Raw genomic sequence first — 16,909 nt, forward strand, 5'->3', positions numbered from 1 at the left:
TAGCTCATTCAGTAGAATTTAAACACAAATAAGAAGTTGGTAAAGGAGTTTCAGCCCATTAGATATGTGAAGGCCTGTTTTCCGAAGTCTATGAGTGCGAGTAGGATGATGAATTTCATTTCTGGAATCGTTTCTTTTTGTTAATATAGAAATAGGAGGGGTAGATGTGTTTTTGGTCGAGTAGGTCTAGATTATACCTGCTCGATGTTGCCGTCTCTTCCGATGTTGAGTTGGAGGTCGTCAGCCCATTCGCGGACGTATCCGCCGTTGATCTGAACTTCTGCGCCTTCCTCAATTGCATCGATTTCTTCTTCCCAGAGCGTCAGGTCGATTTCTCCTGTCTCATCTTCGAAGACTACTGTCGTAATCCTCTTCTGGCCGTACTGTGTAGATACTGCTCTAGGTGTTGGAAGTTTTTTGATCGTTCCTGTGATTTCAACGTCATCTGAATCCGCTTTTAGTTCCTCAACAGTCATTTCGGGCATTATTTTACCACTAATAGACAATACTCCAGACGAAATTTAAAAGGGTTTTTGTTTTCCTCCAGTAGAAACACCAAAATACTGTAAACCTGCATACAGAAATTGGTGTTATGTGGCCCTTCAGCTCAGGAAAAGACAAGGATAAAGAAATTGAAAGACTGGAAGAAAAAGTCGAAAAACTTCAGGAGGACGAGGATAGATGGAGAAAAAGATTCGAGGCCGAGAAAGAACGCAGAAGCAAGCTTTCAAAAGAAAAACAGGAAGCTGAAGAGCGTGCTAATAGATTAAAGGATAAAATTGAGGGCCTGAAATCAGATACTGAGAAAGATGATTCTTCGGAGAGCTCTGATTCCAAGGGTAGAAGAGATCTTGATTTTGAGGAGGCCCGCAGAGTTATCAGTAAAATTTCTTCAGTAGCATCTTCAGAAGATGATCTCGTAACTGTTTATTCTGAAGGCGATAGAGAGAATATTGATGATGTTAGAGGCCTTAAGAACTCTATTTCCGGTGAGCAGTTCAAGAGTATTGATGAGTCCGGGCTCTATTTTTTTGATGAGGATGAGGTCTTTGATCTTTTCCTGGATGTAAGGCCTTTCTTTGATTCTAAGTGGTTCTCCGGTGAGAGTTTCTCGGTTGGAGAGCTTGAGGATTTTGTTGGTAAGGAGAAGATCTGGGTGAAGGTTTCGGCCGGTAACTCGAAGGTTTTCCGTGAGTCAGATGGCGAGCTTGAGTTGCTAGAGCATGTTAAGGATCGTGTTGATCGCCAGCATTCTAGCGGTGGTTTTTCCCAGAGCCGTTTTGAGAGGAAGCGTGATGAGCAGATTCAGGGCCACGTGAAGAATGTTGATATTGCGATTCCTGATGAAGGAGAGGTCTTCCTTGTGGGTGAGAAAGACTTGTGCAGAGACTTGCCCGGCCAGTATCTTGGCGGTTTTGATCCTAACAAGTCTGATCTTGAGGCCCTTTACGGTTTTGGCGTTATGAGAAATCTCTAGCAGCCTGATATAAATGATTTTAGAGGTAAATGCTTTGGCGTGAAACTTCACCTTGTTGAGGGCGATGAGGCTTATGATACAGCATTTGAGTATGTTAGAGATGAGGATCTGGAGGGTGTTCTGGGAGTTCATTATCGTGATGGAGGCCTCTACGATCCTGAGAGTGCTGCTTTTGCAGGGATCGAGTTGAGGCATCCGGATCAGAGACATGGTGATCCTGTTGAGTTAGAGGCAGGTAGTGTAGAGGCCGTTGATTACAATGATTTGACCGGTGTTGGCGTTCTTGCAAACAAGTTTTTCGAGAATACTGACGGAGTTCTTACCTATTTCAATAATTTCGATAGTCATGCGGAGGAAGTGAGAGGTTCTGAGGAAGCTGAGCAGAGGCTATTTCAGTTTATTCATACATTGGAGGGCGCAGCAGAAAGGAATGGAGAGCTTGTTCTGCAGGTTGATGAGAGTTCAGAGTTTTACGATACCCAGTTCTACCACACCATATTGACTCTTGTAGATGAAGAAGAACCACTGCTTGAGGGCTCCTTTGAGTAATAAAAGTCTGTACTGCTGTGTCTGAGTTATGGATGAGGAAGAGAAGATTCGGGAGTTGAACAGAAGGTTGAAAGAGCGTTACGGCGAGCCACCTGAGCCTCCCGAGTTGAGCGCTGTTGACTATCTTATTGAGACAATTCTTTCTCAGAACACTAACGATATTAACCGTGACAAGGCCTACAAGAACCTGACAGAGAAATACGATACCTACGAGGAGATTGAGAACGGCGATTACGAGGAACTTGTTGATACTATCAGGATTGCCGGGCTTGGACCTACCAAGGCCGAGAGAATTCAGGAATCCTTGAGAATTGTACGCGAAGATCAGGGCGAGTACAGCCTTGAGTTCCTTAGAGATATGAGTGTTGACGATGCGAAGGACTGGCTGACTCAGATTCCTGGTGTCGGGCCTAAGACCGCTGCAATCATTCTGTGTTTCTATTTCAGGATGCCGGTTTTCCCTGTTGACACTCACGTTCACAGGATTTCGAAGAGGCTAGGCCTTATTCCTCGGAATGCTGGTAGAAAGAAGGCTCACAACATTTTGGAGAAGAAGGTGCCTGATGATATCAAGTATGAGCTTCATCGTTTGATGATTGAGTACGGCCGCGATACTGCTTCTGCCAGGAATCCTGACTGCGAGAACTGTATATGGCCTGAGGAGTGCGATTACTATCAGGAGGTTTACAAGGGCAGCATGGATCCTGAAGAATTCTGAAGTAAAAGGAAAAATATGAGAAAAATTACGTGGTAGATGATATTTTTTGAAGAGGCCTAGGAAATTATTCTAGGTCTTCCTGCTGAGCAGCTTGCTGTTCTTCCAGATTCTCAACGATTTCCTGTGCCTTTTCGTTGATTCTTTCCTGGTCAATCATTTCATCTTCGTCTAGAACACTCATTAGTGCGTGAAGTGTTAGCTGAAGATCGTTAAGTCGCTGCTGAATCATCTGCATTGCTTGTTCTGGTGAAGCTTCTTGTCCTTCCATAATTTTTACACCTATAACTACCCGTTAAAACCCAAGCTTTAAAGAAGTACAAATAATTAAGGAGGGAAGAAAAAGAAAAATTCCTACTCTACAACTGTTCGAGCGCCACAGGCCTGACACTTCATGATCTCAACGCCTTTCTCCTTTGTAAGCCTGGTATCCGGCCTGTTACACTCCGGACAGATCACATAATCATTAGCGTAGTCCTCAACCTTGGACTGTACGTGGCCTCTGCGGAACTCTCCATTAAGTACAAGCTCCTTGCCATCGATATGGCCTGAAGTTCCTAGCTCACTCTGAATATGCTTTGAAAGATGTTTCTCCTCTCTTCCAAGCTTGTCAGCTATTTCAGAAAAGTTTTCAATCGCTGTATTCGATCCTTTCTTCCTGCTTTTAACCTCAGGCATCTCAAATCTTTCGCCCGAGCCCTGCTCCTCATCAACCTGACTCTGGCCCTTCTCAAGTAAATCATCATAATCCATTTTTAATCGCCTCTTATTGATTAGGTTGAACTGTTATTCTTTTTACAGCTTCTTGATTTTGCCTGGTTTTGGTTCGTAGCAGGTTCCGTCGCTGAGTAGGCCGTTGATTGTGTCTTCTAGTTTGTCTTCCGGTTCGTCGATTTCGTCGACAATGTCTGCGTAGTCGGCGCCTTCTCCTTCGTCCAGATTTTCTACTGCATCCAGTACGTCTTTCTCCAGGTTTTCGATGTCTTCCTGAGTTTCTGATACTGAGAAGCTTTCGCCGAAGCTCTGTAGTAGAGAGTCTACTTCGTCTTCGTCCAGTTTGCCAGCCATTTCTTTCTCGATGTCTTCCTGATCCTTGCCGGATTCTTTGAGCTGCTTAACTGTGTCTCTGATCTGGCTCCATTCTTCCATTGTTTTGCGGTATCGGAGCTGGTGTAGTAGTTCTTTTTCTACAGCTACGTCTTTGAGTACTTCTGCGTCCATGTAGATCTGGCCCTGGTATTCTCTGACTTTTCCGATTGCCTCAACGATGTCTCCTTCTTCGAATTCGGATACGTCGTCAATGTCGTTGAAGAATTTGACCTGTGTAGTATCTAGGCCGTCGTCTAGTGTGATTGATCCGTAGGTTTCGTCTTCGTTTGTGAAAGTATCGACTACAGTTGCCACTAGCCGGGCTCTTGAAAGTCTACGGCCCTGCGGTGTTAGAAGGTAGTTCGGTGTGAATCCTTCTTTCTGAAAGTATTTGCCTGAATTCAGTTCTTCCGTGTTGGTTAGTTTTGCTGTCTGTCTTTTCTGTTGAGGCATAGTATCACAGTTTTAGTTTATTCTTTTGAATGTTTCACAGATCCTAAATCTTCTGGACCTGGCCCTGTTTCGGCTCGAAAAGCTCGCCGTCACGCTTCAGATTTTCAATCACTTCTTCAGCTTTATCTCGACCAATTCCCTCTTCCTCGGCCTCGTCAAGTACATCCTCTATAGCTGCCGAATCATCAGATCCTGAGACCTTGTCAATTATGTGCTTGATTGTCTGCACCCTGTTTCTCTGGCTGCTGGAAACCCCGGATTCGATTCTGTCAATATCAAACTCTCCAGTTTCCGGATCGACTCCGATCTGTTCCAGTGAGTACTTGAGGATGTCAATCGCTCTCTGTGCATCGCTGACCTCCACTTTATCCTTTAGTTCTGCTCTTGCTGAGGCCTCTGCTACTCTAACCAAGGCCTCTAGTTGTCTTGCGGTGATTGGTACGCTGCTGTTGTCTTCTCCACTGCCTGTTGAACGCATGCTTACGTAGAAGTCCTGTATTTCATCTGCTGCCTCCTGTGTTAGCTGAGGCCTTTTCTTTTTGGCGTGTGCGACGTATCTTCTGAGCAAGTCCTGTGGAATTTCTGCATCTGTTTCCTCTGGGTCCAGGTGGTTTTGCAGTACCTGCCTAGATAACTTGGTGTCTTTTTCTTCGTCCGGTTCGTCTTTGACCGGGAAGATGAAGTCGAATCTTGAGAGAAGTGTGTCTCCGATGTTAATCTGCTGTGGAATTGGTTCGTATGGGTCGAATCTTCCCATCTTCGGGTTTCCTGCTGCGAGGATAGATGTTTCTGCGTTAAGTGTGGCCTGGATATTTGCCTTGGATACCGAGATCTGTTGTTGTTCCATTGCTTCGTGCAGCGAGGAACGGTCTTCTGCGGCCATCTTGTCGATTTCGTCGATTGCGGCCATACCTTTATTCGCTAGGACTACTGCTCCTGCTTCTAGGCTGAATTCTCCTGTAGATTCTTCTTTTACTACGGACGCTGTAAGGCCTGCGCCTGTAGAGCTTTTTCCTACTACGTAGCGGCCTTTTGGACTTAGTTCTCCTGTGAATTTCAGTAACTGAGACTTACCTGTTCCTGGTTCTCCTATTAGTAGTACGTGGATGTCTCCTCTGCTTTTTACTCCGTCGTCTCTTGATTTTTTGACTCCTCCGAATAGCTGGAGTGCGATGGCCTTTTTGATCTGGTGGTGGCCGAAGATTGACGGTGCGATGCTTCTTGCTATTTTTTCGAATATTTCGTCTTCGTTTGAGAGTTCTTCTATTTCCTCTATTTCCTCCCTTGAAAGTTCCAGTTCTTCGAATTCCTGTTCTGTTGGGTCGAGGTAGTTGGCCTCCATGTAGATGTCGAACTTTTTCGAGTTCTTTTTGACAGGCCTTTCTCGCATTATTCCCGTTATTTCTACGACGTTACCTGGTACTACTCTTTTCTGGAAGTCTGGGTCTACTAGATCCCCTTCGAGTCTGACCTGTAGTGAGGATGGTTGTTCTGACCCTTCTCTGGATTCAGGGTTTTCCTCTACAGTGATTATCTGTGTGTCGGTCATGACTTTTTCTTCGACTTCGAACTTTCTTGATCCGCAGTCACATTTGTATGGGCTTTTGAGTTGTGAGGAGTCCTGTTCTTTTTCGTATCGGTCTCCGCACTGTGTGCATTCGAAGATTGCGGATACAACTTCCGGTTTTACCTGTGAGGCCCTTTTGATCATGCCTTCTACAGGTATGAATTTTCCGATGTGTTTGGATCGGAGGTTTCTCAGGAATACGTAGTCTTCTTCCGGCATGTTGACGAATCTGACGTTGAGGCTGTCTTCGGATACCTGGTCGTGGCCTTCGAGGCCTTCTTCTGCTGCGTCTATTGCTGATACCGGGTTTTCTCTCAGGTAGTCGCTTAGTTCGAAGTTGAATATGTCCATGTCTTCGAAGTCGACTACTATAGAATCTTTTCCGTCTTGTACGGCTGTAGCGACCTTCTTGTAGTATTTCTCAGAGAAAAATTCCTCGAACTCGTTGACCGCCTCCCCGTACTCCATACTGAATTATTAGTAGGAAAAAGTGATAAAATGCAATCGATCATGTGAAGTAATTCTTTTCCTGGCCGAAGAATTTTTTCCTCGGGGCCTTCCTCGGTTAAAGTGAAAAGTTTGGAGAGGCCTTGTTTTTGTATGTCTGATAAACTTGATGATTCCGAGATTAATGAAAGGCTTGAAGATCTCCAGATCTGGGGTATTGAGGCCGAGAAGCTTGTTTGCCGTGTAGAGTTTGATGGTTATCGTGATGCTGTTTTCTTTGCGAACAGTGTTTTCTCGCTTGCTGAGGAAGAGTTCCATCATCCGTCTGTAAAAGTTGAGTACGGCGCCGTGGAGATTGATCTGTGGAGTCACGATGTTGAGGGCCTTACTGAGAGAGATTTCCAGCTTGCTAAGAGAATTGAGGGGAAAGTAGGGAATATTGACTGGGATTAGCGGTATTCGCTTAGATCTGCGCCTGCTTCTCCTGCGCCAAAGCTTTCTGGAATCATTTCGCTTATTTTTTCTATCTTTGTTTCACCGTTCTGGCCTCTCATAATTATGGTTATATCGTGTTCGGCTACTTCGGAGAATTCTGCAAGTATCTGTCTGCATGCCCCACAGGGCGTTATAGGTTTCTCCTGCTCTCCTACTACGGCAACGGCCTGGAATGAGTAATCTGCGTTTGATACGGCATTTCCTACGGCATTTCTCTCAGCGCAGGTGCCGAGGCCCTGAATAACACTTTCATAGTAGCAGCCAGTATAGATATTTCCTGAATCTGTTAGAATAGCTGCGCCTACGGAGCTGTCTGTGAAGGTGGAGAAAGTATTTTTCCTGACTTCTTCGGCCTCTTCGATAAGTCTCTCTACTTGTTGTTCTGATAGTTGTTCCGGCAGATCCATAGATAAAGTCAGTACATTTGAGATTTAATATTTTTACCTGGTATCTGTTATTCTGTTCTGTGAGAATCCGCGGCCTTCTAGGTAGTCTTCTAGCATTTTTCTTCTGTTTTCTTTTCCGAGGTTGAGGTCCTGTATCTGATGTGGTGAGAAGAACTGTGCGTCGAGTATTTCTCCATCGTTGAGGCCGCTGTGTCTTCTTTCTGTTATCTGTGCTTCGTAGAGGAATACTGCTACTGTGTTTCCTGTTCTTACGCTTTCTTCGAGGTATACTCCTATTACTGGGCCTGTTTCGATGCTGTATCCTGTTTCTTCTAGAAATTCTCTTTCTGCTGTTTCTCTTAGTTGTTCTCTGTCTTCGAAGCTGCCGCCTGGGAATGTCCATGTTCCTTTTGCCTGGCCTTTTCCTTCCTGTACCATGAGGATTTCTCCTTCTTGGTTGGTTGCGATTGCTGCGGCAGCTAGGTGAGAATTGTTCATTTGTGAGTTCCTCGAGTTGAGAATAAGGAAGAGAATAGGTGAGATGGAGCTTTAAAGTGCTCCGATCTCTTTGAGGTTCTCTTCGAGTGTGGCGATTCCTTCTTTGACGTCTTCGTAAGTCCTTCCGCCTGTGCATACTAGGTTTCCGGATGAGAAGAGTAGGAATACTACTTTTGGTTCTTCAAGCCTGTATACTAGGCCTGGGAACTGTTCTGGTTCGTATTCTGTTCCTACTAGTTCGAAGGCAATTCTGTTGAGGTTGAGTGTAGCTCCTAGTTCTGAGGATGCTACGATGTTCTGTACTGTGATCTCTGGCTTGTTGCCGATTTCGACGTCTGCTTCACGCAGTTCGTCGATGATCTTGTGTGTAGCTTCTTTGGCCTGTTCTGGACTCTGTGTTCCTGTACAGACGATTTTTCCTGAGCCGAAAAGTAGTGCTGCGGCCTTTGGCTCTTCAAGTCGGTATACTAGGCCTGGGAACTGCTCCGGCTCGTATTCTGTGTTTTCTAGATAAATTGCGATTCTGTCTAGAGGCAGTCGTTGGTCGAATGTTGCGGAAGCAACAACGTTTTGGATCTTAATGTCTTCGTCTTCTACCATTTGTGGATTTCACCTGGAATTGGCAAACGTGGCCTCATTCAAAACTTAAGACCAGTTTATATAGTTTATATACGGTTTATAAGTGAAACCTTTTAAATAGACCGCTTAAAAGAGTTTCACAAAGTATATATTTCCGAAGAAAAAAAATCTATTCTTCCAGGCCTTCAAGAGATTTTACAGTTCCTGCAACCTGTTCAACTGTTACAAAGGCCTCTTCGCCAACTATCTCATCTATAAATATCAGGGCTGCTCTGACATCTGTTTCTGTTTCTCGGTTTATTCTTATTGCGCCCTGTTGTTTTTGTTCATCAAAGAGATTCTTTATTATCCATGGGTTGGCCTTGCTTGCCTGTTTTTCTCCAAGGTATCCAAGAACTGCATCCCAGATTGAGTCTACTACTTCAGGGAATTCGTGTGCTGTCTCTGAGTGTATCTTGTATCGGATGTATCTGTTGTCTTCTCTCAGTGTTGGCGGGAGGTGTTTCATTTCTTTTCAACTCCGGGCCTGATGCACTCATCTTTCTCTGATTTTTCTGCGTTGCGGATTATTTTTCCGGGCGTTTCTGCGACTGCCTTCTTTCCCGAGTAGCCTATTGAGTCAATTAGGGCCTTTAGTTCTCTTGGTGCTCGGAGCTGGTGTTTTTTCTCTGCGGCCGTTGTTATTAGGTATGGTGTGTTGTATTTTTCGCACAGTTTGAGTATTTTTCTCCAGTGTGAGAGGATGTGTGTTCTTTTCTTTCCATTCTGGTTTAGCTGTGTGAGGTCGAGGCCTATTGCTGTGTTGTTTTGTGCTGCTTCTTCTGCCATGATGTGGTTTATTCCCGGGTCTTTCCTGCCTTTTTCCGGGTGTAGAAGTATGTCAAGTTTGTTGTTTTGGCAGGCCTTTCTGTTGAGTTCTTCGTTGCCACCTTTGAATACCAGTACATCTGCTTCTTTTCTGTGAGAGTTGATTTTTTTCTTGAGTTCTCCCCAGTTTTCTGCTTCGAGGAATACAGTGTTGAGGCTGCAGTTTGTGGTGTTCCAGCCTATTTCCTGTGCTTTCTGGCATACCTCGCTAGAAGTGTTTTTGAGGCAGATGTCGTGGTATTTTGGCATTGTGTAGAATTAAAGGTAGGAAGGGAAATGTAAAAAGAAATGTGTTTTTTACTTCCCTTTGCCGTCGTTGGCTGACTGGGAAGGTCTTACTTTTTCTGCGCCTTTTCCACGGTTTTTCTGTCCGCGGGATTTCTTGGCTGCAGGTGTAAGGCCTCTTTCTGCTCTGTCTCTTTTGTCGCAACTCCAGTTGATGTCGTCGTCTGACTTGATCTCTGGATGTTCTGGGTCTACCATGATGACTTCGTACCATTTGCGGTTTCCGTCTTCTGCTACCCAGTAGCTGTTGAGAACTTCAAGGTTCGGATGTTTCTTTGAGGCTCTCTGCTCTGCTATTACTCTCTTTGATTTCTTTGAGGAGTATCTGTTCTGACCGTAGTTTTTCGGCTTTCTTCCTCCGCTTGGTCTTTTTCTTTTTGATCCTCCTTTGTCTACTCTGACTCTTACAGGCGTGAACCCGTTCTTTGCTTTGTATCCTAGCTGTCGGGCTTTTGGAATTCTTGTTGGGTTGTCAAGTTTTACTATTGCGTCCTGTTGTCTCCATTCGACAAGTCTCTGTTGCCAGAGTTCGTCCAGGTTCTCTTTAGGCTGTTCGTATTGTTCCTGGGCGTATTTGTAGTAACTCATTTTGGATGCCTCGTACACGAATTTTAGACCGGAAAATATTATAAACCCTGTCGGGTTTCTTTTGATTGCTCAACGATAACAAATAAAAGACCAAGCTGTTATCATTCAGGTGTGATACCATGCACCCAGCTGTTAAGATACTAATTGGAGCATTAATGGTTGTAGTTGGAGTATACTCCACAGCCACCCAGCTTGATAAACTTCTATACCTTGTAAAAGGAAGTATTGGACCTCTTCTGGTTCTCATCGGTGCTTTCATCATCTGGCTTGAAAGCGATGAATGGAAGATGATGAGAGATAGTTCCAGAGGAGACAGTGTTCAGCAGCAGTTCCAGCCTGCTAACCAGGGAAGCGTCCAGGAAGAAGTTAAAGAACAGGTAGAGAAAACTGAAGAAGAAGTTGAAGAAGAGAAACACGCCTGTCCAGAATGTGGCAAAGAGTTTGATACCGAGAGAGGAATGAAAATCCACTACTCCCAGAAGCACGAATAACAACTCCAAACGCAGAGATTGATATGCGTTAAGCCATAAGTAATGGCTTTCACCATTTCCTAATTTTCTTTTCTATTTCTGATCTTCGTAAAGGCCTTTAACCTTCTCGAGAGAATCAGCCTCATCCTTATCTTCACGGAACTGCTTCATACGCGGAAACCTGAGTGCGTAACCAGAGGTGTACTCCGGGCTTTTCTGTATTTCCTCGTATTCGGCCTCTACGATTACTTCAGGCCTTACCTCTACCTTTCTTCCTTCTTCCTTGGTGATGAGTGGCTTGAGTTTTTCGGTGATTTCCTGGAACTGTTTGTCGGTGAGGCCTGTTGCCATTCGGCCTACCTCAAGGTATTCGTCGTTTTCTTCATCGTAGCATCCGAGGTAGAGTCGGCCCAGCCATCCGCTTCTTCGGCCTTCACTCCATTTGGCTCCTATTATCGCCAGGTCAAGTGTTTCCATAACGGGTTTCAGTTTTACCATGTATCCTACACGGGATCCTGGCTTGTATTCAGCGTCGAGCGATTTCATCATGATTCCTTCGTGGCCGTCGCTGAGGCTTTTCTGCTGCATTTCCTGTACTTTTTCCTCTTCAGAAGTTTCTTCGTGGTCGACAGACCTGAGGATTTTCTCCTCTTCCTCTATACTATTGTTGAGTTTCTCCCATCTCTCGCGGTAAGGCTGGTTGAGAAGAGATTCTTCGTCGTATATCAGGTCGAAAGGCCTTACTTCTACAGGTATTTCTTTTTTCAGTTTCTGGATATCGTACTTTCTCTTGATTCTCTTTGAGAGCCTCTGGAAAGGTATTGTAGATCCGTCTTCCGGGTTGTATCCCACTATTTCAGAGTCTATTATGCAGTTTTCTGACTTTACGTTTTCCTCTACGGCCTTGACTACGTCCGGGAACTGTTTTGTGACATCCTCCAGTCTCCGGGTGAATACTTTGACGTCTCCATCTTTGACGTGGATCTGGGCCCTCATGCCGTCGTATTTGTAGTCGATTGCGGCTGGTTTTCCGACTGTGTCGAATCCTTCTTCTATAGTATCTACTTTTTTGGCCAGCATGGATTTTATTGGGCGGAAGAGCTCGATGTCAAGCGAGTTTACTTCTTCAAGGCCTTCTTGACAGGCCTTTGCTACTCTGGAGAAGTCGTTTGTGAAGTCGTATGCTCTCTGTATGTCTTCTGAGTGTTCTCCGTTGAAGAATGCTTCGTCTAGTGCGTCTCTTACTGTTCCCTCTCCTATTCCTAGTCTGAGGTGGTTGAGTACTGTTCTTGTTATGTAGCGGGCCTCTACTGGTTCTGCGTTGGAGATCAGGTCTGCGATTTCTTTCTTCTTTTTGTCCTGGTTTACTGACTGGCTGAGGCCTTCTTTGTCCATTTCTGCTACTTTTCTGAGTCTGTCGACGACCATTTCTACTGTGAGGGTTTTGGACATGAGTTTTTGCTGTGTCTTGTTTTTGACCATTTCTTCGGCTGCGAATCCTAGGTCTCCTTTTTCTTTCCAGACTTCTTCTATTTCGTCTTTTCCTCTTCCTGTGGCCTGGTGTATTACGTCTATCATTGTCTGGCTTGATACTCCTATTTCTGGTTCCATCCATTCTGGGTAGATTCTTCCTAGGGCGAGTAGGACTACGTGTTCTAGGTCTTCGTCGGATTCTTTGAATAGTTCTGCTAGTATGTCTGTTTTTTCTAGGGTGGCCTGTGTCTGGTCCAGTTGCTGGTATGTTTCGACGAGTTTGGAGTATTTCACAGATAGTTTTTTGCCACCTGAAGGTTTAAACCGTATGCTTCCGCAGTTTGTTATGATGTCTAGCTTTGAGTCAGCCCTGAATCTGAATACTTTCAAAGAGTGCAGAGATGAAACAATTGCCAGAAAAGTTGTAGGTAAGATTCTGGAGGCTGGCCGTTACGCGCCTTCGCCCGGCAATGTTCAGTGCCTAGAGTTTATTGTTATTGAGAGCGATGATGCTCTACACAAGCTTGAAGAGTCAACAGGCAACCACAGAATCTCGGAGGCCCCTACCACTATTCTTGTTATCGGTGATCTTCCGCGTATGAGGAAGAGAGTTGGCAGTTCTGAGGCTAGGAAGGCTTGCATGGCTGAGGCAGCTTTTTCTGTGCAGAACATGAGGCTTGTGGCCTATGAGAATGATTTAGCGTCTATTTTGGTCTCTGGCTTTGATGAGAACATGGTGGCGCAGAAGTTTGGTGTTCCTGAGGGCAAGGTTCCTTTGATGGCGATTTCTATTGGTTATACTGATAATCCGCAGACTAGCGAGCATAAGTTCAGGCTTCAGCAGAGATGTTACTACGATAGTTATGGTAGGCAGATTACCTCTGTTTTTGAGGGTCTGGAGTGGAAAGGCCTGAAGGAGGAGAAGAGGATCTACGGAAAGAAGGCTAAAGGCCTTAGAGACAAGTTACGGCGAAAGTTGAGAAAGGTTTTATAAACTTTCATTTCTCATTGATTACTAGAGGATAATAAAACCTGGCAGGTTTCTGTCTTTGTTGCGCAGAAATCGTGCCGAAAAGGTTTATAACTGCCTTCAAGCAACCGTTACTTAGGTGTAAATACAAATGGTCGCAAGTCAAGAAACACTGGATGCCCTAGAGGATATAGGGCTGAACATGTACGAGCGAAAGATCTACTCTGCTCTATTGGGCAGAGGAGTTTCTACGGCCGGTGAACTTTCCGAGATGACTAATGTTCCACGTTCACGTGCTTATGATGTTTTAGAGTCTCTGGCCGAGAAAGGTTTCGCCGTCATAAAGTCAAGCAAACCCATGGAATACGTTGCCATACCACCGAACCAGGCAATTGAGAATATTAAGAAACAGCACAGACAGGAACTGGAGGAGAAACTTGGTCAGCTGGATGGTTTCAAAGAATCTAAGGCCATTGAAGAGCTTGAAGAGCTTTATGATCAAGGTCTTGATCTTGTAGAGCCTGCTGAAATGTCTGGATCACTTAAAGGCAAGCATCAGATTGAGCAGCATGTTGGAACAATGTTCCAGGAAGCTCAAAACAGCATTAAGATTCTAACTTCTGAAGAAGGACTGAAGGATCTAAGAGATAACCACTACAATCTTCTCAAGGATGCACGCGAGAACGGAGTTAATGTGAAAGTTCTCGGGCCTATCACCGAAGAGAACGCAGATGTAGTTAACGACCTCAAAGAATTTGCCGAGGTCAGACATCTTCAGGACAAGGACGAGTTCGATATTCCAAACGGAAGGTTTGCAGTTGTCGACGACGACGCACTTACAATGTCGATGACTCACGACAAAGTCCACAACACTCAGGAAACAGCTTTCTGGTCAAAGAGTGACCACATGGCTCAGGAAACTCTAAGCCCGATGTTCGACGTTCTATGGCATCACTCAGAGGAACCTGAAGGACCGAAAGGCCCTAAGAGACCTGAATAAAAAAATCAACACATTTTCTCTTTACTTTTACTTTCAGCCAATTTCTGACTTGAATGCACTGCTTTCAGAACCAAGTACTGTTTCTGCGATACTTGCCCCCATTAACTGGAAGAAGTTGAATCCTGAAGGTGCTTCAACCTTTCTGAAGTTCAACTCCATCCCTGCAAGTTCTTCAGCAGTATCGTATGCTGTCTGACGACCTCCAATTTCATCTACGAGGCCTAGTTCCTCTGCACGAGAACCTAGGAATGGCTCTCCTGTCTTTACTTCCTGTAGCTGTTCTTCTGAAAGATTTCTTTCCTCTTCAACTTTGCTGTAGAACTCTTCGTGGATCTTATCGGCCTTTGCCTGAAGCATCTCTTTCTGAGTTTCCGAAATATTCTGGTATGGAGATCCAAGCTCCTTGTACTCTCCTGAAGAAATATTGACGTACTTGAGGCCGAGTTTGTCCATAAGGCCTGTGTACTGGAGATATGAGCTTCTAACCCCTATGCTGCCTGTTAGAGAGGCCGAATCTGCTACTATTCTGTCACATCCCAGTGCTGCCATGTAGGCTCCTGAGGCTCCTACGTCTCTGAATCGGCACACTGTTGGTACGTCTACGGATTCGATTTCGCGCATGAGTTCTTTGGAGGCCACTACTGATCCTCCGCCGGAGTTGATTTCGTATACTATTGCGTCGACGTTCTGTTGTTGTGCTCTCTGGTTTAGATCCCGTACTTTTTCCGGTGTTATCCCCGAGCTGAAGCCTGATGATGTTGGCGTGATACTTCCTGATAACTGGATTACTGCGGCTGTACCTGTTGTCTGGAATAGAGAGTCTAGCGAGAATGCTGCGGCCATTCCTGTTGAAATCAGAATAAGTGCTGTCAAAAGCACGGGTATTTTCTTGTTCATACCACAAGTATTGGCCAGCGATTTACTTTAACTTTTCTTTTTAACATTTCAACCTGTATACCTGATTATGTCTGACTTAAAACAGCTCTCAAGAAAGATAATCGAAGAGATAGAGGCCGGCGAAATACAGGATAAAGACGATGTAGAGACCCGGAAGAAACAGCTCTGCTCGGAAATGAGTTTCCCAGGCCTTCCGAAGAACTCCGACATTCTCGAGTTCGTTGAGGAGGATGAGAAAAAGGCCCAGAAAGTTCTTTTGACAAAGCCAACCCGAACACTTTCCGGTATCGCGAATGTTGCGATCATGGCAAGGCCTGCTCCCTGTGGTGGTGGCTGCATCTACTGTCCTAAAGGAAAGGATGCTCCTCAGAGCTACACCGGCAAGGAGCCAGCAACTCGTAGAGCTATCAGAAACCAGTACGACCCCTTCAAACAGACACACGACAGACTGGGCCAGTACGAGAAAAATGGCCACAGCATCGACAAATCCAAATTAATCATAATGGGGGGAACCTTCCCGTTCCAGGACCCAGAATACCAGAAAGAGTTTATCAAGAGGGCGTTCGACGGGCTGAACACGTACAAAGATAAAGATGAGATCGACGATCCTGATGAGTTTGAGGGCGCAGACTCTCTAGAAGAGGCCAAGGACATAAACGAGACCGCTGACGTCAGAAATGTAGGAGTGACTTTCGAGACAAGGCCTGATATCGCGGAGACCAAGCATATCGACAGAATACTTGAGATGGGAGGCACCCGTGTAGAGATGGGTGTACAGACAGTTTTCGATGAGACTCACGAAATTACTAACAGAGGTCACGGCATGGAGCCTGTAGTCGAGGCCACTAAGAGACTGAAGAACGCGGGTTTCAAGGTTGCATACCACCTGATGCTAGGGCTTCCGGGAGAAGGCTATGAAGAAGATATCGAGAAGTTCAAAGAGACATTCTCCAACGCCGACTACCAGCCGGACGAAGTCAAGATCTATCCCTGCGAAGTTATCCAGGGCACCGAACTCTACAGACAGTACGAGGAAGGCGAGTTCGAGCCTATCGACGACGACGAGGCCAAAGATAGATTGAAAGAAATACTTAGAGACCATATCCCGCCACATGTCCGTGTAAAGAGAGTTATGAGAGATATTCCATCAACCGAAGTGGATGCAGGCCCTCAGTTGACAAACATGAGACAGATGGCACTGCAGGAGCTATGGGAGAACGGTGAAAGATCCAGAAATATCCGTGCCAGAGAAGTTGGCCACGTGAAGAGAAACCACGATCTCGAGCCACAGGAAGAGAATATCGAGCTAGTTGAGCGAGATTATGAGGCCTCTGGAGGACACGAATACTTTGCAAGCTTCGAGGATACCGAGAACGATATTATTCTTGGTTTCTCAAGGTTGAGAACTACTCCTGAAAGCTTCAGGCCCGAGATCGGCGATGATACTTTGATTGTCCGTCAGTTGAAGGTTATGGGCAGCGCTACAGATATCGGTGCCGAAGGTGACGACACTCAGCATAAAGGTTACGGAAGCAAGTTGATGGAGAACGCCGAGGAAAAGGCCCGAGAGCTTGGAAAGGATAAAGTGGTCGTTATCTCAGCTGTCGGTACTCGAGAATACTACAGGAATATGGGATATGAGAAGGAAGGGCCTTACATGGTCAAGTATCTGGATTAATTACTCTATTATTTTCTTCTCAAATTCTATATTTTCTTTCTGGCAGGCTTTTTTCACTAGTTTGAAGTAAGGTATTCTCTGATTCTCTATTTCTTTTGTGAAGTATACTACTTTGGAGGCCTGAAGTTCCTGTAGCTGGTCTCTTACCTTTGGAATCATTTTTCCAACTTCGTCCTGCATGAGAAGTTTGTCATAGTATGGAATTTCTTTTTCAGGCTCTATTAAACCGTATTTTCCAGATAAAATTGCAAAATGATGGCCTTTGGTGTTCGACTTTTCGAATATCTTCTGGATTCTGCTGGAACTGTAACGGCAGATGGCAGGAATCTCTTTTTCTTCGCTGGACTTTTCTTTCGAACAGTAAGTAACGTAGAGCGCCATAGATGTATCCTCAACGCGGGAAAAATAAAAAGACGGGTAGCCCCC

The 16,909-nt window shown here is 45.1% G+C and carries 22 protein-coding genes; 8 read left to right on the top strand and 14 right to left on the bottom strand.

Features of this window, described 5'->3' with window-relative positions:
• Positions 1-191: 191 nt before the first annotated feature.
• The gene (locus HBNXNv_RS04200) at positions 192-485 is read right to left on the bottom strand and encodes an OB-fold nucleic acid binding domain-containing protein (protein ID WP_347720432.1); all 294 of its coding nucleotides are present in this window, start codon (positions 483-485) and stop codon (positions 192-194) included.
• Positions 486-592: 107 nt separating this feature from the next.
• Here HBNXNv_RS04200 and HBNXNv_RS04205 point away from each other — a divergent pair, with 107 nt between their 5' ends.
• Genes HBNXNv_RS04205 through HBNXNv_RS04215 form a run of 3 tightly spaced genes read left to right on the top strand, consistent with a single transcriptional unit; the run spans position 593 to position 2,744 of the window.
• The gene (locus tag HBNXNv_RS04205; RefSeq protein ID WP_347720433.1) at positions 593-1,477 is read left to right on the top strand and encodes a Vms1/Ankzf1 family peptidyl-tRNA hydrolase; all 885 of its coding nucleotides are present in this window, start codon (positions 593-595) and stop codon (positions 1,475-1,477) included.
• Positions 1,478-1,516: 39 nt separating this feature from the next.
• Entirely contained in the window at positions 1,517-2,026 is a 510-nt protein-coding gene (locus HBNXNv_RS04210; protein ID WP_347720434.1) for a hypothetical protein, read from the top strand.
• A 28-nt stretch (positions 2,027-2,054) separates the two neighbouring features.
• Positions 2,055-2,744 (top strand): endonuclease III domain-containing protein, encoded by a 690-nt coding sequence (locus HBNXNv_RS04215; protein ID WP_347720435.1) that lies wholly within the window; start codon positions 2,055-2,057, stop codon positions 2,742-2,744.
• Between the two features lie 64 nt (positions 2,745-2,808).
• Here HBNXNv_RS04215 and HBNXNv_RS04220 read toward each other — a convergent pair whose 3' ends face one another.
• The 4 genes from HBNXNv_RS04220 to HBNXNv_RS04235 all read right to left on the bottom strand — a co-directional run bounded on the left by HBNXNv_RS04220 (position 2,809) and on the right by HBNXNv_RS04235 (position 6,318).
• Entirely contained in the window at positions 2,809-3,012 is a 204-nt protein-coding gene (locus HBNXNv_RS04220) for a hypothetical protein (RefSeq protein ID WP_347720436.1), read from the bottom strand.
• A gap of 83 nt (positions 3,013-3,095) precedes the next feature.
• Positions 3,096-3,494, bottom strand: a complete 399-nt coding sequence (locus tag HBNXNv_RS04225) for a translation initiation factor IF-2 subunit beta (RefSeq protein ID WP_347720437.1) — start codon at positions 3,492-3,494, stop codon at positions 3,096-3,098.
• A 42-nt stretch (positions 3,495-3,536) separates the two neighbouring features.
• Positions 3,537-4,283: an OB-fold nucleic acid binding domain-containing protein gene (locus HBNXNv_RS04230; protein ID WP_347720438.1), complete on the bottom strand. Its 747-nt coding sequence runs from the start codon at positions 4,281-4,283 to the stop codon at positions 3,537-3,539.
• Positions 4,284-4,326: 43 nt separating this feature from the next.
• The gene (locus HBNXNv_RS04235; protein WP_347720439.1) at positions 4,327-6,318 is read right to left on the bottom strand and encodes a minichromosome maintenance protein MCM; all 1,992 of its coding nucleotides are present in this window, start codon (positions 6,316-6,318) and stop codon (positions 4,327-4,329) included.
• A gap of 132 nt (positions 6,319-6,450) precedes the next feature.
• Between HBNXNv_RS04235 and HBNXNv_RS04240 the strand changes: the two genes are divergently transcribed.
• Positions 6,451-6,750, top strand: coding sequence for a 4a-hydroxytetrahydrobiopterin dehydratase (locus HBNXNv_RS04240; protein WP_347720440.1), 300 nt, complete (start codon positions 6,451-6,453; stop codon positions 6,748-6,750).
• Here HBNXNv_RS04240 and HBNXNv_RS04245 read toward each other — a convergent pair.
• The 6 genes from HBNXNv_RS04245 to HBNXNv_RS04270 all read right to left on the bottom strand — a co-directional run bounded on the left by HBNXNv_RS04245 (position 6,747) and on the right by HBNXNv_RS04270 (position 9,995).
• Positions 6,747-7,199 (bottom strand): cytidine deaminase, encoded by a 453-nt coding sequence (locus HBNXNv_RS04245; RefSeq protein ID WP_347720441.1) that lies wholly within the window; start codon positions 7,197-7,199, stop codon positions 6,747-6,749. The two genes, HBNXNv_RS04240 and HBNXNv_RS04245, sit on opposite strands and share 4 nt — an antisense overlap.
• Before the next feature lie 33 nt (positions 7,200-7,232).
• Complete coding sequence (locus tag HBNXNv_RS04250) at positions 7,233-7,676, bottom strand: NUDIX hydrolase (RefSeq protein ID WP_347720442.1); 444 nt, start codon at positions 7,674-7,676, stop codon at positions 7,233-7,235.
• A gap of 51 nt (positions 7,677-7,727) precedes the next feature.
• Positions 7,728-8,276, bottom strand: a complete 549-nt coding sequence (locus tag HBNXNv_RS04255) for a TATA-box-binding protein (protein ID WP_347720443.1) — start codon at positions 8,274-8,276, stop codon at positions 7,728-7,730.
• A 148-nt stretch (positions 8,277-8,424) separates the two neighbouring features.
• Positions 8,425-8,763 (bottom strand): Rpp14/Pop5 family protein, encoded by a 339-nt coding sequence (locus HBNXNv_RS04260; RefSeq protein WP_347720444.1) that lies wholly within the window; start codon positions 8,761-8,763, stop codon positions 8,425-8,427.
• Entirely contained in the window at positions 8,760-9,371 is a 612-nt protein-coding gene (locus tag HBNXNv_RS04265; protein ID WP_347720445.1) for an RNase P subunit p30 family protein, read from the bottom strand. The genes HBNXNv_RS04260 and HBNXNv_RS04265 overlap by 4 nt, the downstream gene beginning before the upstream one ends.
• 48 nt (positions 9,372-9,419) lie before the next feature.
• Positions 9,420-9,995 carry a 50S ribosomal protein L15e gene (locus HBNXNv_RS04270; RefSeq protein ID WP_347720446.1) on the bottom strand — a complete coding sequence of 192 codons (576 nt, stop codon included), beginning with the start codon at positions 9,993-9,995 and terminating at the stop codon, positions 9,420-9,422.
• A 119-nt stretch (positions 9,996-10,114) separates the two neighbouring features.
• Between HBNXNv_RS04270 and HBNXNv_RS04275 the strand changes: the two genes are divergently transcribed.
• Positions 10,115-10,486: a hypothetical protein gene (locus HBNXNv_RS04275; RefSeq protein WP_347720447.1), complete on the top strand. Its 372-nt coding sequence runs from the start codon at positions 10,115-10,117 to the stop codon at positions 10,484-10,486.
• Between the two features lie 72 nt (positions 10,487-10,558).
• On the opposite strand, the gene HBNXNv_RS04280 is transcribed toward HBNXNv_RS04275, so the two are convergent.
• Positions 10,559-12,232: an ATP-dependent DNA ligase gene (locus HBNXNv_RS04280; RefSeq protein WP_347720448.1), complete on the bottom strand. Its 1,674-nt coding sequence runs from the start codon at positions 12,230-12,232 to the stop codon at positions 10,559-10,561.
• Positions 12,233-12,266: 34 nt separating this feature from the next.
• Here HBNXNv_RS04280 and HBNXNv_RS04285 point away from each other — a divergent pair, with 34 nt between their 5' ends.
• Positions 12,267-12,932 carry a nitroreductase family protein gene (locus HBNXNv_RS04285; protein ID WP_347720449.1) on the top strand — a complete coding sequence of 222 codons (666 nt, stop codon included), beginning with the start codon at positions 12,267-12,269 and terminating at the stop codon, positions 12,930-12,932.
• Between the two features lie 127 nt (positions 12,933-13,059).
• Complete coding sequence (locus tag HBNXNv_RS04290) at positions 13,060-13,908, top strand: TrmB family transcriptional regulator (protein WP_347720450.1); 849 nt, start codon at positions 13,060-13,062, stop codon at positions 13,906-13,908.
• Between the two features lie 33 nt (positions 13,909-13,941).
• Here HBNXNv_RS04290 and sppA read toward each other — a convergent pair whose 3' ends face one another.
• Entirely contained in the window at positions 13,942-14,805 is an 864-nt protein-coding gene (gene sppA / locus HBNXNv_RS04295; RefSeq protein WP_347720451.1) for a signal peptide peptidase SppA, read from the bottom strand.
• 67 nt (positions 14,806-14,872) lie between these two features.
• Between sppA and HBNXNv_RS04300 the strand changes: the two genes are divergently transcribed.
• A complete protein-coding gene (locus HBNXNv_RS04300) occupies positions 14,873-16,483 on the top strand; it encodes a tRNA uridine(34) 5-carboxymethylaminomethyl modification radical SAM/GNAT enzyme Elp3 (protein WP_347720452.1) in 1,611 nt (536 codons plus the stop codon).
• Here HBNXNv_RS04300 and HBNXNv_RS04305 read toward each other — a convergent pair whose 3' ends face one another.
• Positions 16,484-16,864: a DUF6884 domain-containing protein gene (locus HBNXNv_RS04305; RefSeq protein WP_347720453.1), complete on the bottom strand. Its 381-nt coding sequence runs from the start codon at positions 16,862-16,864 to the stop codon at positions 16,484-16,486.
• Between the last annotated feature and the right edge of the window lie 45 nt (positions 16,865-16,909).

It is taken from the genome of Candidatus Nanohalovita haloferacivicina (genome assembly GCF_029232205.1).
GTDB classification, from domain to species: domain Archaea; phylum Nanohalarchaeota; class Nanosalinia; order Nanosalinales; family Nanosalinaceae; genus Nanohalovita; species Nanohalovita haloferacivicina.